9 protein-coding genes, 3 tRNA genes and 1 pseudogene are annotated in these 14476 nt (G+C 60.1%); 8 read left to right on the top strand and 5 right to left on the bottom strand.

From position 1 onward, the window contains the following. Positions 1–56 precede the first annotated feature (56 nt). From htpG to dauA, 4 genes are all read right to left on the bottom strand, one after another. The gene (gene htpG / locus A9G06_RS09575) at positions 57–1970 is read right to left on the bottom strand and encodes a molecular chaperone HtpG (protein ID WP_069555075.1); all 1914 of its coding nucleotides are present in this window, start codon (positions 1968–1970) and stop codon (positions 57–59) included. 176 nt (positions 1971–2146) lie between these two features. Then, positions 2147–2749 carry a recombination mediator RecR gene (recR, locus tag A9G06_RS09570; protein ID WP_019444931.1) on the bottom strand — a complete coding sequence of 201 codons (603 nt, stop codon included), beginning with the start codon at positions 2747–2749 and terminating at the stop codon, positions 2147–2149. Positions 2750–3123: 374 nt separating this feature from the next. After that, positions 3124–3211, bottom strand: a tRNA-Ser gene (locus A9G06_RS09565). Between the two features lie 183 nt (positions 3212–3394). Continuing rightward, a complete protein-coding gene (dauA, locus tag A9G06_RS09560; protein ID WP_069555074.1) occupies positions 3395–5131 on the bottom strand; it encodes a C4-dicarboxylic acid transporter DauA in 1737 nt (578 codons plus the stop codon). Positions 5132–5618: 487 nt separating this feature from the next. On the opposite strand from dauA, the gene A9G06_RS09555 reads away from it, so the two are divergent. Next, a tRNA-Asn gene (locus A9G06_RS09555) sits at positions 5619–5694 on the top strand. Between the two features lie 4 nt (positions 5695–5698). Further along, positions 5699–5774: transfer RNA gene (locus A9G06_RS09550), tRNA-Asn, on the top strand. A 224-nt stretch (positions 5775–5998) separates the two neighbouring features. Here the strand turns inward: A9G06_RS09550 and A9G06_RS09545 are convergent. After that, positions 5999–6980, bottom strand: a pseudogene (locus tag A9G06_RS09545) (DUF2860 family protein). Positions 6981–7258: 278 nt separating this feature from the next. Between A9G06_RS09545 and A9G06_RS09540 the strand changes: the two are divergent. The 6 genes from A9G06_RS09540 to A9G06_RS09515 all read left to right on the top strand — a co-directional run bounded on the left by A9G06_RS09540 (position 7259) and on the right by A9G06_RS09515 (position 14382). Continuing rightward, positions 7259–7744: a YqhA family protein gene (locus tag A9G06_RS09540; RefSeq protein ID WP_005333692.1), complete on the top strand. Its 486-nt coding sequence runs from the start codon at positions 7259–7261 to the stop codon at positions 7742–7744. Between the two features lie 128 nt (positions 7745–7872). Beyond that, positions 7873–8322 carry a hypothetical protein gene (locus tag A9G06_RS09535; protein ID WP_005352687.1) on the top strand — a complete coding sequence of 150 codons (450 nt, stop codon included), beginning with the start codon at positions 7873–7875 and terminating at the stop codon, positions 8320–8322. A 4-nt stretch (positions 8323–8326) separates the two neighbouring features. Beyond that, positions 8327–11329 (top strand): YncE family protein, encoded by a 3003-nt coding sequence (locus A9G06_RS09530; protein WP_069555073.1) that lies wholly within the window; start codon positions 8327–8329, stop codon positions 11327–11329. Beyond that, positions 11329–12168, top strand: a complete 840-nt coding sequence (locus A9G06_RS09525) for an FTR1 family protein (protein WP_069555072.1) — start codon at positions 11329–11331, stop codon at positions 12166–12168. Before A9G06_RS09530 ends, A9G06_RS09525 begins: the two co-directional genes overlap by 1 nt. A gap of 101 nt (positions 12169–12269) precedes the next feature. Continuing rightward, on the top strand, positions 12270–13694 hold the full coding sequence (locus A9G06_RS09520; protein WP_069555071.1) for an NAD(P)/FAD-dependent oxidoreductase: 1425 nt from the start codon (positions 12270–12272) through the stop codon (positions 13692–13694). Between the two features lie 127 nt (positions 13695–13821). Beyond that, positions 13822–14382 (top strand): hypothetical protein, encoded by a 561-nt coding sequence (locus tag A9G06_RS09515; protein WP_069555070.1) that lies wholly within the window; start codon positions 13822–13824, stop codon positions 14380–14382. The last annotated feature ends 94 nt before the right edge of the window (positions 14383–14476 follow it).

Below are 14476 nucleotides of genomic sequence, written 5' to 3'. Positions count from 1 at the left end.
GCGGGATCAAAAAAGCCCACTGCATGCAGTGGGCTTTTTGTTATCGGCGTTGCGGCTTAGGCTTGCAACAGCAGACGGTTGATGCGGGAGACGAAGCTCGCCGGATCGTTCAGCCCGCCCTGCTCGGCCAGCTGGGCCTGTTCGTGCAGCAGGGTGACCCACTCTCCGAACAGTGCCTCGTCTTCAATGGTGTCGAGTTTCTTCACCAGCGCGTGATCAGGGTTGAGCTCCAGAATGTACTTCTGCTCCGGTACCGGCTGGCCGGCCGCACGCATCAGCTTGATCATCTGGGTGCTCATGCCGTAGGCGTCGGTGACGATGCAAGAGGGGGAGTCGGTCAGACGATGGGTGACACGCACCTCTTTCACTGCTTCACCGAGGCTCTTCTTGACCCGCTCAACCAGACCGGCGTTGGCTTTTTCGGCCTCTTCCTGCGCCTGCTTGGATGCTTCATCTTCCAGATCGCCGAGATCCAGTTCGCCACGGGTGACGGAGATGAGCTGCTTGCCGTCGAACTCGGTCAGGTGGCTCATCAGCCACTCATCCACCCGCTCCCACATCAGCAGCACTTCGACACCCTTCTTGCGGAAGATCTCGAGGTGCGGGCTGTTCTTGGCAGCGGCATAAGAGTCGGCGGTGATGTAGTAAATCTTCTGCTGACCTTCCTTCATGCGGCCAACGTAATCCTCGAGAGAGACGGTCTGGGCCTCGCCTTCACCAGCGGTGCTGGCAAAGCGCAAGAGCTTGGCGATCTCTTCGCGGTTAGCGTAATCCTCGGCCGGGCCCTCTTTGAGCACGTTACCGAACTCGCTCCAGAACTTGGCGTACTTCTCGGCATCGTCTTTCGCCAGCTTGGAGAGCATGGTCAGAACCCGCTTGGAGCAAGCCTTGCGCAGGGAGGCGGTCACCTTGTTGTCCTGCAGGATTTCACGGCTAACGTTGAGCGGCAGATCGTTGGAGTCCAGCACCCCTTTGACGAAGCGCAGGTAGGTCGGCATAAACTGCTCGGCGTCGTCCATGATAAAGACGCGCTGTACGTAGAGCTTCAGACCGTGCTTCTGCTCGCGGTTGTAGAGGTCGAACGGTGCGCGGGCCGGCACGTAGAGCAGGCTGGTGTACTCCTGCGCCCCTTCCACCCGGTTGTGACCCCAGAGCAGCGGATCTTCAAAGTCGTGGGCGACGTGCTTGTAGAACTCCTGATACTCCTCGTCCTTGATATCTTTCGGGTTGCGGGTCCACAGTGCAGTCGCGCGGTTGACCTGCTCCCACTCGCCCGGGGTGCCGACGATGGTTTCACCATCCTCTTCGCGATCCGGCGTACCCTCTTTGTACATCTCGACCGGCACGCTGATGTGGTCGGAATATTTGCTCACCACGGAGCGCAGACGCCAGTCGTCGAGGAACTCGTCCTCTTCGGCACGCAGGTGCAGGATAACGTCGGTACCGCGACCCTCTTTGGTCACGTCAGCCACGGTGAAGGAGCCTTCCCCTTCCGATTCCCACTGTACGCCCTGCTCCGGAGCAGTACCGGCGGCGCGGGAGACCACGGTCACCTTGTCGGCCACGATGAAGGCGGAGTAGAAACCCACACCGAACTGGCCGATCAGCTGAGAATCCTTACCCTGATCGCCGGAGAGGTTTTTGAAGAATTCTGCGGTGCCGGACTTGGCGATGGTACCTAGGTGCTCAATCACCTGATCACGGGTCATACCGATCCCGTTATCGGAGATGGTCAGGGTACGCTTCTCTTTGTCCACCACCAGACGCACACGCAACTGGCCGTCGTTTTCGAACAAAGAGGCATCGGAAAGCGCCTTGAAGCGCAGCTTGTCCGCCGCATCGGATGCGTTGGAGATCAGCTCGCGCAGGAATACTTCTTTGTTGGAGTAGAGGCTGTGAGCCATCAGGCTCAGCAGTTGTTTGACTTCAGTCTGAAAGCCGTGGGTTTCGGCATGAACACTTTGGGTCATGGACCAATCCTCAGAAACATCGGGTTGAACATATGCCCAACCTAGATGGGGACGGCCAATCAAATATCAAGGGGCGAGTGTGCAATCCCGCTCACTCGCCCCTTTAAATCCGCTCAAATGGCTATTTCTTACCCAGCGCGACCGCTATTAATGCGGGGAAACTGGCTTTCGCCTTGCTATTTCAAGCGCTGGCGCCCCATCAGGGAGTGGGAGAGCGTAGTGCCATCCACCAGCTCCAACTCGCCCCCCACCGGCACGCCGTGGGCGATGCGGCTCACCTCTACCCCGGCAGCACGGGCCATGTCGGCGATATACCAGGCGGTGGCATCCCCCTCGATGGTGGGATTGGTAGCGAGGATCAGTTCACTGATGTGCTCTTCCTTCAGGCGGCGCTCGAGAATATCGAGCCCCAGCTCCTCGGGGCCGATACCGTCCAGTGGCGACAGGTGACCCATCAGCACGAAGTAACGGCCGGAGAACTGGCCGGTCTGCTCGATGGCGGCCACATCGGCCGGGCTCTCCACCACGCAGAGCAGACCGTTCTCTTCGCGCTTGGGATTGGCGCAGATATCGCAGCGATCGTTCTCGGTAAAGGTGCGGCAGTGGCTGCAATGACCAATCTCGGTCAGGGCGCGAGAGAGCAACTGGGCCAACCGCAAACCGCCGCTGCGCTCGCGCTCGAGCAGGGTAAAGGCCATCCGCTGAGCAGACTTGGGCCCCACCCCCGGCAATACCTGCAGGGCTTTCATCATCTCATCGAGCAGGGGACTGAACTTCATAACACTCCTTACACAGGCCTGCCCCTCGCCACCACCAGGGCCACGACGGGTCAGCAAAACAGGATAACGCCATTGGCGCAGGACTATACCCGAGCCCGCCGCCCATCGCCATCGGCTTGCCTACCGCGCCCGCGAAAAACGCGGATAACGAAAAGCCCTGATGGAAACATCAGGGCTTTCAATCTGGCAGTACGCTGTGGCGGTTAATGTCATATCCGCAGCGACAGGCCACAGATCATTCTGCATTGCCACCCTTTAAGACGAGCCGCAACTTCGGACAAACCAAGCGAGGTTTATCGCTCCACCCTGCAGGTACCCACATCAGGATGGCGCTTAAAAACAAAAAACCGACCATCAGGTCGGTTTTTGCAATTTGGCGGTGAGGGAGGGATTCGAACCCTCGATACGTTGCCGTATACACACTTTCCAGGCGTGCTCCTTCAGCCACTCGGACACCTCACCAAATTTTTGCTCACTGCTTTGTGTGCTTGAGCTGCACATTCGCTGGCGGGCCATGCCGCGGCGACGGGGCGTAATGTAAGGGATACGATGGCTTTTGGTCAATGCAATTTTTTACTTTTTGCGTTCGTTTGCTCAATATCCGAACCAAGTGACCAAAAATATGCCGTTTCGTATCCCTTTCAATCAATTTACTGCCGCTTCGTGCAAATGTTCACCTTTGAGCGCCTCTTCCAGCGAGCCGTAAAATTCCAGCTTGCCGGGCTGCGGCCGCACCTTGGCACGGGCCAGGGTCTTGAGCGGTTGGAACTGCAACTCGGCCACCCGCAACTCGACACCGGCTTTAGCCATCTGCTTGCCAAAGTGGAGGAAGGCAGACAGGCCGCCCGCATCGAGGATGGAAACCGCCTCCATCTGCAACACCAGCATCTGGTGCCCTTTCACTTGCGCTTCCAGCTCGGCAAAGACCCGTTCGGCTGCGGCGAAGAAAAGCGGGCCGTTGATCTTGTAGAGCAGGCCGTTGTCCGGCACCTCGTGGGCATAGCGCTTGTGCTCGGCCAAATCGTGCAGTTTGGTCATCTTGGCGATTTCGCGCATAAAGAGCAGGGACGCCAGGATCACCCCGAAGGTGATGGCGATGACCATGTCGAAGATAACGGTGAGCGACAGGCAGACCAGCAGCACCAGCACATCGGATTTGGGCGCGCGTCGGATCAGCTCCACCACCTTGTGCGCTTCACTCATGTTCCAGGCCACGATGAGCAGCAAGGCAGCCATGGCCGAGAGCGGCAACCAGGAGAGCCAGGGGGCCAACACCAGAATGGCGGCCAGCACCACCAGCGCATGAACGATCCCCGAGACGGGGGACGTAGCGCCGGCACGCACGTTGGCGGCAGAGCGGGCGATGGCGGCGGTAGCGGTAATACCGCCAAAGAAGGGGGCGAAGATGTTGCCAAGCCCCTGCCCCACCAGTTCGGCGTTGGAGCTGTGTTTGCGACCGGTCATGCCATCCAGCACCACAGCGCAGAGCAGCGACTCGATCGCCCCCAGCATCGCCATGGAGAAGGCGGCAGGCAGCAGCCGCTCAACAGCCGCCAGGTTCCATTCAACCGGCAAGCCATCCGGTCCGGGCAAGGCCCAGGGCATCACCAGGGTCGGCGCGATGGGCGGGATCCCCATCCCCTGGGAGCCATCAGCCAGGGTATAGCTGAACTTGCTGCCAATGGTGGCCACATCCACCCCAAAGTAATGGAGACCAAAACCCAGACCCACCCCGACCAGCACTGCGGGCAGGTGGCCAGGCACCGGCAGACGCAGGCGCGGCCAGAGCAGCAGCACGGCCAGCGTTGCGACCCCCACCAGGGTATCGCCCCACTGCCAGCTGGGCAGGGCGGCGGCCAGCGCTTCGACCTTGCCCAGATAGGTTTCCGGCATCTCGGGCACGCTCAGTCCAAAGAAGTCCTTGATCTGCAAGGTGGCGATCACGATGGCGATACCACCGGTAAAGCCCAGCGTCACTGATGGGGGAATGTACTCGATAAGGCGGCCAAGACGGGCCATCCCCATCGCCACCAGAAAAAGGCCGGAGATGAGCGTCGCCATCAACAGACCCCCGACCCCGAACTGCTGGGCGACCGGATAGAGGATCACCACAAAGGCAGCGGTTGGGCCGGAGATGGAGTAACGGGAGCCACCGGTCACGGCGATCACGATACCGGCGATGATGGCGGTATAGAGACCGTGTTGCGGCGGTACACCGCTGGCGATGGCCAGCGCCATGGCGAGCGGGATGGCGATGATGCCCACCGTCACACCGGCGATAAGATCACGGCCGAAGCGGGCCATGCTGTAGGGTTCATCAATACAGGACTGGCGTAAGGCTATGGCGAGCTTCACGCTATTTAAAGAGGCTTGCTTGTGCATGTATATCGTAATACCAGAAGAGGGAGATAAAGGCCGGAGAGATCCGGCGCCCGATCATCATCAAGGGCCGGCAGGGCTGTCGACGCGGCGATGGTATCCTGCGTAACCTTACTCCAGACGGGCCATTTTTTCGATGGGCAGGATCAATGAAACGCGCGCTCACCCATTATTTGGCCTATTTGCCGCCAAATCGCCGATCTTGGCTCCTGCTCTCCCCCTTTTTGCCACAAAGATTACCATTTGAGCCTCATCTGGTTGCCAGCACGTTCGCGACATCATGCTGTCATCATCAGGTTGATGCGAACCGAACCAATGCCCCCTGCGCCAGTTGGGGGGAGCGATGGCAAGGGACTGATTGTGCTGAAAATAAACCTCAAAGCGCAACTTTTGGGCAAACAATCCGAAAATCCGGTTTTCGGGAAATTCGCGGGTTGACACCCGCCGCCCTGGTCATTAATATTCGCCCCGTCTTAACGAGACAGGCAATTCCTCCTTAGTTCAGTCGGTAGAACGGCGGACTGTTAATCCGTATGTCACTGGTTCAAGTCCAGTAGGAGGAGCCACTTTTCCCTCGTAGTTCAGTCGGTAGAACGGCGGACTGTTAATCCGTATGTCACAGGTTCAAGTCCTGTCGAGGGAGCCAAATTCTAAAGCCCAGCCTTTTGGCTGGGCTTTTTCGTATCTGCTGTTCGCTTACGTCCCTGCCTCGCTCTGCTCTCAAACTCTCTTTGTCATAACGTCTCTTGCTTGCATACGATGACCAACCTGCACACAGCGTGACATGCCAATTGCGCGCCATCCCATAAACAAAGAGCTGGATTGACCAGCCCCTGTGTGTACACCTCGTCTCGCTGCCGGATGCCGGGATCAGAAACGGTAGAGCAGACCTGTGGTGATGCTGGTGGCGCGAATGTCGTAAAAGTCGATCCCGGAGTCTGCATTGGCGTAGCTGGCGCTGAAGAGTGCAGAGAGCGGCGCAATGCCAAACAGCTGGTGCCAGAAGAGAGTGGCATCGATGGCCATGTCGCGACTGTCGGCAAACTGGCCAAACAGCGGGTTGGCCTCGTCATAGTCCCGCTTGCCCAGATAGAGGTTGCTGACAAATGACCAGCGGGGCGAGGTTTTGGCGTAAGTGAGCTGCAACCCCTTGCTCACATAAGACTCGGCACTGCCCGCCAGATCAGCCTTCTCATAGCGCAATGCTGGCTCGAGGAACTGATCGTCTGCCAGCCGGAACTGGTAGGAGAGCTCGGCGGAGTTGGCCCGGCCATTGCGATCCAGCATCCCCATCACAGCGCGGCCATATTGCTCGCCGCTGGACTCCCCATCCACCTTGACGTCGCGGCTGGTGATGCTGCCACTGAGCGCACTGCCCCAGATGTTGTCCCACGCCAGACGGGCGCCGTGGGATCGCACATCACTCTGCTCGCGTTCCACACCCACAGCAAAGGGATCGCGCCAGACCTTGACCGGGGTGGCATTGAACACCAGCGAACCGGCCACGATCCCCTTGTCCCCCAGCTGCTGGCGCAGCCCGAACTGCTGGGTACCGTCGCCGCGAATGGCATCCTGAATGAGATTGCCCAAAAACAGCTGGCTACCGGTGGAGGCAAAGGTGTAGCGAAGATCCCCGTTGATCACCGGATCAAGGTGGCGCTGCTGCGCCCAAAGCGTCAATACGCTCGCTACCTGCACTCCCCGTGGCAAAATTGGACTTGGTCTCGCCAACGCTGACTCCCGCCAGCACGCTGCCGGAAAAGCCAGATTCCTCAGGAATGGCTCCCAGAGCTTCAGCCTGAACCCCGCTTGCAACCAGCATCCCCATACTCAACAGCAGACCAATACGCATCGCAACACTCCTGGCAAGCGGCCATTCTCGGTGGGCCGAGCCTGATAAATAGGAGGGAGGCAGTTGCCCCCCTGAATTGAGAAGCGGCATGTTACGGCAGGGAAAAATCACAAATAAGACAGCGGGATGCGGTTTTATTTTTTATGATGGCTTTTTATTTTTTTATAGGCGCAAGCAGGGGGCGACCCGGCATAATCAGTCCCCACGGCCTTGCAACGCTGCGGGCTGCTCGCGCCATACTCACTCTATTTACCCCTGTTCCCAACATCGGAGTTCTCATGCGTCGATTCAACTTCATGCTCAATGGCAGCAGATTGATGATGTTCCCCTTCTACATTGGCATTCTCATCTGCGTGGTATTGCTGATGGTAAAATTTGCCATGCAGCTCTATCAGCTTTCTGTAAACATTTTCGAGATCCCCTATCTGGACCTCATTACCGGCGTGCTGACCCTGGTGGACTTTATACTGGTGGCCCAGATGCTGATCCTGGTTGCTATCTGTGGCTATGTGCAATTTATCCAGACGGAAGAGCAGCGCGCCTCCCTTAGCAGCAACTGGCTCAGCAAGATCAACTTTGCCTCCCTCAAGCTCATCGTCATCAACTCGCTGGTGACTATTGCCGGAGTGGAGGTGCTCAAGGCATTTCTCGAAGATGGCATCATCAATGAAGTGGATATGAAGTGGTCCGTGGTGGTGTTTCTCGCCTTCTCGCTGGCCGCGCTCATCTATGCGGTGACCGAGCGGATGGCGGAGCATAAATAGTCGAGCCTGATCACTGTGCTTGTTCAGCCTTGATTCACCAGCAATACAATTGATAACACTTTTCATTACTCTTCCTGCGTTATAAACTTGCTCCCCCCGGGCTGCCCCGCCCGGGTGCTGGAGCCTTTATGACAAGCCTTTCTCTCTCACCCCGACAATTCTGGCAGTGGCTGGCCTACCACCATCAGGCCGCCGAGGGCACCCTCTACCTGATGTTCTTCTCCGGCCTGCTGCTGTGGGAACCGCTGACCCCGCTCTGGTCGCTGGCACGCTGGAATCTGTTTTTCCATGTGATGCTCTCGCTCACCCTGTTTCCGCTGCTATTTGGCGCCTTCTGGCTCTCCCATCGCAGCTTGTTGAACCGCAGCAACAAACCCTTTTTACGCACTACGGGGCGGATTATCGAAGCCCTGCTGCTGATCTGTCTGGCCAGCGGCCTGCTGCTGGTGCTGCACGGCACTCCGGGCGATGCCATGGGCAACCTCGCCAGCTGGGCCCACTGGCTGAGCGCGTTGGCGTTAACTCCTCTGGTGCTGCGCCACGCCTGGCGCTGGACCATCTTGAAATGGCGCTCCTGATCCCATGTTGAAGTCATCGTTTTCTGCATATTTGTCACCCCTGCTGGCCCTCCTTCTGCTGCTGACCAGCCCCTTTGCCACTGCCCAGCAGATGGGTGCCGGGATGCTGGCTTATGAAGAGGGAAGCGCCCCGCGCCTCGTTACCGCCAACCTGAGCGCAGGTTCCGTCACCCTGCTTGAGCGCGATAGCGGCAAGCGGCTCAAAGAGGTGCAGCTGGGGGGCGATCTGCGCCAGCTTGCCCGCGCCGATGACGGCACCCTGCTGGTCACCGATTACAGCGGTGATCGCCTGCTGCTGCTGGATGATGATCTCGATCTGGCAAAGGCGATCCCCACCGGCCATCGCCCCTACGGGGTCATCTTCGATGCCAAGCGGCAGTGGTTCTGGGTCACGCTGTTCGAATCCGCTCGCCTGCAGGCTTTCGACACCGCCGGCAACCTACAGCTGGATGCAGAAACCGCCGAGACTCCCCGTGGACTGGCCTTGACCGACAACGATCGCCTGCTGCTCACCCACGCCATGACCGGCCAGCTCGCCATCTATGATCTCGCCAAACTTGGCCATGGCGCCAAGGGAGCTTCGCTTCCCAAGCCCAAGCTCATCACCCTGGCCGAGACCCGTAGCGACACGCCGAGCGACTCGCAGGGGTTGCCGCGCCTGCTCGACGGCATCGCCCTCTCCCCCGATGGCAGCGAGGCCTGGCTGCCCCATGTGCTGTGGAGCTTCAGCCACCCCTTCCAGTTTCAGAGCACCGTCTTTCCGGCCGTCTCCATCATCGATCTCGATGAGGAGAAAGAGCGGGTAGATGAAAGAAAACAGCTCTTTTTGCAGATCAACCTGCCAAGCGTCGGCAACCGCAGCCAGATCGTCTCCAACCCCTTTGCTGCGCGCTTCGCCGCCGACGGCAAGCGGGTCTATCTGACCCTGGCGGGCTCGGAAGATCTGCTGGTGTTTGATCTCTCCCGCAGCGGCAAGTCCAACAACAACCGTCACCGCCGCAAGAAGTTTCAGGGGGGCGCCAAGGCGACCCAGCTCTTGCGTCACCTGCCGGGCCAGAATCCGCGGGATCTGCTGATCGATGGCGACCATATTCTGGTGCACAACGCCATGGGGCAGGATCTTACCCGCCTCAATAGCGGCGGTAGCGGCCCGTTTGCCCGAGTCACCGTCGATGTGCCCCACTTCGCCAAGTTGGTAGAGACGGATCCGCGCCCCGAGCCGCTTCAGCGCGGCGAGCGGCTGTTCCATCTTGGTAACACGCTTGGCAACAACGGCGCCAACTCACGCTTCCCCATGGCGGGGGACAACTGGATGAGCTGCAACTCCTGCCATCTGGACGGGTTCAACTTCACCAATCGCTATCTGATGGCGGCCCATCGCCAGAAGAGCGGCGACAACGCCATCAACGGCCACGCCAACCTCACCAACATGGTGGCGGGGGATTTTGTCGGCGAATACCTGCGCATGACCCAGCAGACCCAGGGCGGCATGGGCCATGACACCCGCGATGGGGCCGAGGCAGTTGACCCCGCGAAGCCCCAGCCGGAAGTGAAAGCGATGATGGAAGATCTGCACGCCTTCGTCACCGCCGATGGCAACCTCCCCTATCTCGCCAACTGGCTGCGACTCGATGCCCCGCGCACTGATCCCGCCAAGGCACCGACCACTCATCCCAAGGAGTGGCTCAACTCCGCCTCCTGCCAGAACTGCCACCAACAGGCCTTCAAAGATTGGAGCGAGAGCAACCACCGACTGATGGGCAACTCCCACCCCTACTACAAGGTGGTGCAGGCGCTGGCCCGCGAAACCGAAGGGGAAGCGTTCGGCCAGTGGTGTCAGGGCTGCCATATGCCTCAGCAGGTGATGACAGGCCAGATGGATCTGCCCAAGGGCTCCCACCTGTTCGAGCAGGGCGGCGCCTCACTCATTGCCGCCCACAAGGCGGGCGAACCTGTGGTTGAGGAAGGGACCGGCTGCGTGCTCTGCCATCGCATCACCAAGGTAGAAGATGCGGGCGGCAACAGCGCCTTTACCGTGAATTTGAAAGACCGCGAGAGCTATGTGTTCGAGGATGCCCCGGGCGGCAGCCTCCAGCACTGGCTGGCCGAGCGGCAGATCAACGCCCGTCCGGCGGCCCACAAAGCCTCCTATCAGAAGGATTTCTACCGCGATGCGGCCCTGTGCAAGTCGTGCCACAACGAGTTTGCCCCGGGCACCGGCGCCAATATCGTCAACACCTGGGACGAGTGGGAAAAATCCAGCTTCGCGAACGCGGAGGATCCTGCCAAGCGGCGCACCTGCATCGACTGCCATATGAACCCGGAGCCGGGCAATGGCGGTGCGCCGGTGGCGGGCCAGTCCACCGAAAACGGCACCATGAAGGCGCGGCTCTATCGCCACAACTTTACCGGTGCCCAGCACCAGCTGGTGGGGCTGCGAAATCCCGACCTTGAGCAGGAGAGTCTGGCGCTCTTGCGCTCCAGCGCTACCCTCTCCGCCCGTATCGAACAGGCGGCCGATAGTCAGCAACTGGTGGTGCGGGTCGCCAATACCGGCGCGGGCCATGCCCTGCCCACTGGCGTAGCTGATTTTCGTGAACTCTGGCTGGAGCTGACCGTCACCGACGCCACCGGCAAGGTGGTGCTTGCCAGCGGCCAGCCGGTGGATGGCGCTGTCCCAGAAGATGCGCGGCTGTTCAGAAAAGTATTCGGCGATGCCGAGGGCAAGCCGGTGGGGCTCAAGTTCTGGCGTTACGCCAAGCTCTTGGAAGATACCCGCATTCCGGCCGATGGCTGGCGGGATGAAGCCTGGCAGCTGCCCGCAGATGCCCAAGGGCCCTTCAAGGCCGATATCAAACTCAATTTCCGCACCTACCCCAAGTGGGTCAATGATGCGGTGCGTGCCGCCGAGCCCAGCTTGCCGGAGCCACCCATAGTGCAGCTAAATCGGTTGCAACTTACCTTGCAGCCTCTTCCCGTCACGCCCGCTACGGAGCCTCAATCCTGATGTTTGCAAGTTTTCTGATTACCCTGCGCGAGGGGCTGGAAGCCTTCCTGCTGGTCGGCATCTGCCTCTCCTACCTCGCCAAGCTGGGGGCGAGTCGCTACAACAAGTTCATCTATCTGGGGGTGGGGCTCGGCCTTATCGCTTCCCTTATCGTCGCCTTCCTGTTCCAGGTGGTGGTGAGCCAGTTCGAGAGCGAGCGCTACAACCACCTCTTGATGGCGGGGATCCTCATCTTCGCCACCCTGGTGCTCACCTATATGGCGATCTGGATGCAAAAGCAGGCCAAATCCCAGGTGGGGGCCATGACGGCGCGCATCGATGCGGCCATCGATGGCGGCAACCTGTTTGGTCTGGTGCTGCTCGCCTTTCTGGCGGTGATGCGCGAAGGCTTTGAAACCGTGCTCTTCTTCTCGGCCCTGCTCTACTCTGGGCAAGGGGTCGATCTGCAATCCGGCCTGATGGGCGCGCTGGCGGGGCTGCTGGTCTCCATCGCGCTGGTGTGGGGGCTGCTGCGCTCCACCCGCAAGGTGGCGCTGGCCCCCTTCTTCCGCTGGACGGGCCTGCTTATCATCATCATCGCCGCAGGTCTGCTCTCGTCTGCCGTCAACATGTTGCAGGCGGCAGAGATCATCACCTTCTGGACCACACCGGTGTTCGATATCAGCCACATTCTCGACGATCAGGGGGTATTTGGTACCTTCCTGCGCGCCCTGTTTGGCTACAATGCCTCACCCGCTGGCTTGCAGCTGCTGACCTGGGCCCTCTATCTGGCGATCTTCGTTACCCTCTGGCAGCGCAGCTATCGCCCGCAGGTGAGCACCGCATCCAGCAAGGGCTGAGCCCGCCCCCCTGTGGCAACAAGGCCACGGGGTAACAACACCATTCGGGAGCCGCGCCTTGGCGCGGTTCCCTTATCTATCAAGCAGTTTCGGAATAGGTCATGAGCGATAACAACAAGAAAAGCATTGCAGTGCTGGGCGCAGGCCCCGCCGGTTTGATGGCGGCCTGGCGCCTGCGCCGCGCCGGTTTTGCCGTCACCCTGTTCGAGCAGGAGCCGGTGGTCGGCGGCATGTGCGCTACCCAGACCTTCAAGGGGCGCGATGGGGAGTATCGCTTCGACTACGGCGGCCACCGCTTTATCACCAAAAACCCCGAGCTGCTCGCCTTTATCGACGAGCTGATGGGGGACGATCTGCTCCACGCCGAGCGCAAGAGCGTCATCCGCTTTGGCGGGCGCACCTATGACTACCCATTGAACCTGCCCAACCTGCTCAAGACGGCGCCGCTTGCCCTGATGGCAGGTGCGGTGAAAGACTTGCTGCTGTTGCCTTTTGCCAAGAAGCCCACCGATTTTGCCAAGGCGAGCTTTGCCGAGTGGATCCAGAGTCACTTTGGCCGCACCCTCTACCGTCAGTTCTTCGAGGGCTACACCGGCAAGCTCTGGGGCATCAATCCGGACAAACTCTCCGCCGACTGGGCCGGTCAGCGCATCAGCCTCATCGATCTCAAAGACGTGGCGCGCCGCCTGCTGCCAAGACGCAACGGCAGTATCTCGGTGCGCACCTATGCCCGCAAATACCGCTACCCCAAATATGGCTTCGGCCAGATCTTCACCACCCTGGGGGAGCGGCTGGTAGCAGAGGGCGTTGAGCTGAAAGCTGGCGCCACCATCACCCGCCTTGAGCAGGCCGATGGCCGCATCGAACGGGTGTATTGGAAACAAGATGACGTTGAGCAGAGCGAGCGCTTTGATCAGGTGATCTCTACCCTGCCGCTGCCGCTCACCTGCCAGCATCTGGGCTTGCCGTGCGATCTCCAATACCGGTCGCTTCGCTTCGTCAATATGCCCCTCAAGCAGGAGAACCTGTCGGACAACACCTGGCAGTACCTCTCAGACCCCCATATTCTGGCCACCCGTCTGCAGGAGCCGCGCCGCCGCAGCCCCTTTATGGCGCCCCAAGGCCAGACCTCGGTGATGCTGGAGATCCCCTGCAATCCCGGGGATGCTACCTGGCAGGCGCCGCTCTCTGATCTGCGCGGTCGGGTTACCGCCGATCTGGCGAGCCTCGGCGTCGATACCGCCAAGCTTGGCGATGAAACTTTTGAAGCGCGTAGCGAATACGCCTATCCGCTGATGGATTTGGGCTATCAGGCGCGCCGCAACGAAGCCATCAAGGCGCTGATGCCGATCAGTAACCTCATCATGACCGGCCGTCAGGGGACATTCCGCTACATCTTCACCGACACCGCCATGGAGATGGGGATGATGGCTGCCGACATGGTTATCGACGGGGTGGACCGACGCCACGCCATCTTTAACCATCGCAATGAAAACACCGTGATCGAAACCCAGAGCGTGGCGTGAGGCTTGTCGGTGTCGAACAGGTAGACAGACGCCACAACACCTTTAACCATCGCAACGAAAATACCGTGATCGAAACCCAGAGCGTGGCCTGATGGCCGCGCCATTGGCATTAAGTAAGGAGAAAAGGATGACCATCCGCCCGGGTTTACTCGCCCTCACCCTGCTGCTGACCCTGAGCGGGCAGGCGCAGGCTTACTCCTACGCCGCCGCCGGCAAGGAGCCACTGATCGACGCCCGCGAAGCGCTGCTGGGCGCCGCCACTGACGGCAAGGATGCCAGCACCACCTTGAGCGAGATTGCCGACGAGCTGACCTATCTGGAACAGCACCACAAGGTGGAGCTGCAAGGGCCGCTGGCAGCCGCCATCAAGGCCAAAGATGCCGCCGCCACCGCCGCCCTGCTCAACCGGGCCTACAAGGCGGAGATCGAGCGCCGGCTCGAAGGGGCCAGCCAGAATCTTGGCGACTACCAGACCGCCAAGGTGCTGGTGGTCAAGAGCAAGCGCTTCCTCGACTTGATCCTCCCATCACTCAATGAAGGGGATCGCAAGGCCGCCGAGCTAGCGCTGGCCAAGGTGCTGGATGCCATCGGCAACCCGGGGGTATTCGGAGTGGGCGCCAAGCCCGCCGATGCCGCCGCCTTTAGCGATGCAGAAAAAGCGCTGATGGCCGTGCTGGCGCCGCTTTGATGGCAACCTGCCAATCATTGCGCCACCTCGCTGTGACAAACGGTGGGTTTCGCTGCGCTCTACCCACCCTACGCACGGCCTGCCGATAAATGCA

Source organism: Aeromonas sp. DNP9, from assembly GCF_001728955.1.
Classification (GTDB): Bacteria; Pseudomonadota; Gammaproteobacteria; order Enterobacterales; family Aeromonadaceae; genus Aeromonas; species Aeromonas veronii.
The sequence above is the reverse complement of the archived record's forward strand: the minus strand, read 5'-3'. Positions and strand labels throughout refer to the sequence as shown.